At 68.9% G+C, this 1,495-nt stretch carries 1 protein-coding gene; it reads right to left on the bottom strand.

The features are described from left to right. Window positions 1–28 precede the first annotated feature (28 nt). Window positions 29–1,252 (bottom strand): IS110 family RNA-guided transposase, encoded by a 1,224-nt coding sequence (locus OP79_RS48885; RefSeq protein WP_033329700.1) that lies wholly within the window; start codon window positions 1,250–1,252, stop codon window positions 29–31. Window positions 1,253–1,495 lie beyond the last annotated feature (243 nt).

The raw sequence follows: 1,495 nt of genomic DNA, 5'->3' as shown, positions 1-1,495 counted from the left end.
CGGTCAGACACCCCATGTCGTTGGGGTGTCAAGCGGGCTGGGGGTAGGCGTGGTGTGACCACGCGGTTGCCTCGTCGTAGGTGGTGCGGGTTTTGAGGCATCCGTGGAGGATGCCGACGAGGCGGTTGCCGAGCTGGCGGAGGGCGGGGTTGTAGCCGATCTCGCGGGCTCGTTGCTTGTCGTAGTAGCGGCGGGCGCCGGGTGAGGCCCGCAGCGCGCAGAAGGCTTGGGTCTGGAGAGCGTCGGCCAGGCGGTTGTTGCGGACGTAGCGGGCCTGGACGGTGTGGCTCTTGCCGGAGGCCCGGGTGACGGGGCTGGTGCCGGCATAGTTCTTGCGGGCCTTCGCGGAGGCGTACCGGTCGGGGTCGTCTCCGAACTCGGCGAGCACCCGGGCCCCGGTGATCTCCGCGATGCCGGGCATCGAGAGGTAGATCTCAGCGTCCGGGTGCTTGAGAAAATGGGCCTTCACCTGCTCTTCCATCACGGCGATCTGCTCGTTCAGCGCGATGAGCAGCCGGGCGTGAGCGGTCACGGTGGCCGCGTAGGCGGCGGTGACCTGCTCGGGCAGAGCGAGTTGCCGCTCACGCAGGGCGGTCCGGACAGTGGCCGCCTTCGCGTCGCGGTTGCGTCGGCGGTGGCGGGCCAGGACGGCAGTGATCTGGGTGCGGGTCAGCTTCGCCCCGGTAGCCGGTGTGGGTGCTTTGATCAGCAGTTCGAGGGCGTCGGTGCTGGTCAAGGTGAGATCGGCGTAGGCAGCCAGAGCTGCGGGGAAGTACTCGCGCAGCGTGCTGCGAAGCCGCTGGAAGGTGCGGGTGCGTTCCCAGATCAGGGTCTGGTGGGCGCGGGCGACGACCTTCACGGCCTGGGCGGCGTCGCTGTCCCCGGCCACCGACCGCAGCCGGTCGCGGTCGATGCGGACCATGTCGGCGAGTGCGTGTGCGTCACCCTTGTCGCTCTTGGCGCCGGAGGAGGCGTACCGCTCCTTGAACCGGGCCACCTGGCGGGGGTTGATCGCGTAGACCTGGTAGCCGGAGGCCACCAGAGCCTGCACCCATGAGCCCCGGTCGGTCTCGATACCGACGACCACCTCCGCGGGCTCCAGCTCGCCGCCGTGACGGGCGATGAGTTCGTGAAGCTTGGCGATGCCTGCCACGCCTTCGGGCAGGTTCGCGGTGGCCAGCTTGCGGCCGCTCTCGTCCTGGAGCTCGACATCGTGGTGGTCTTCGGCCCAGTCGTCACCGATCAGCAGCAACAAACCCTCCCCAAGTGCGTTCCTCGTACCGCGGCGTAGCCTGCGGAAGGCACGGCACGCGGCCTAATGGTCCAGTGCTCACGCCCGATGGGGCGGGCACGCCACCCCATCAGCGGTCTGGCCTCCCGGCCACCAGCAGGGGCACGGTCTGACCGCAGAAGTCAGTGCTTCCGGCGTCGATAGTGCTCACCTGCTGGCGGCTACGGAACCGAGCATTCCCCGGCTCCTTAGCTCCCATTAGGC

Origin of the sequence: Streptomyces yerevanensis, assembly GCF_000716805.1 — a bacterium.
In the GTDB taxonomy this organism is placed as follows: domain Bacteria; phylum Actinomycetota; class Actinomycetes; order Streptomycetales; family Streptomycetaceae; genus Streptomyces; species Streptomyces flaveus.
The sequence above is the reverse complement of the archived record's forward strand: the minus strand, read 5'-3'. Positions and strand labels throughout refer to the sequence as shown.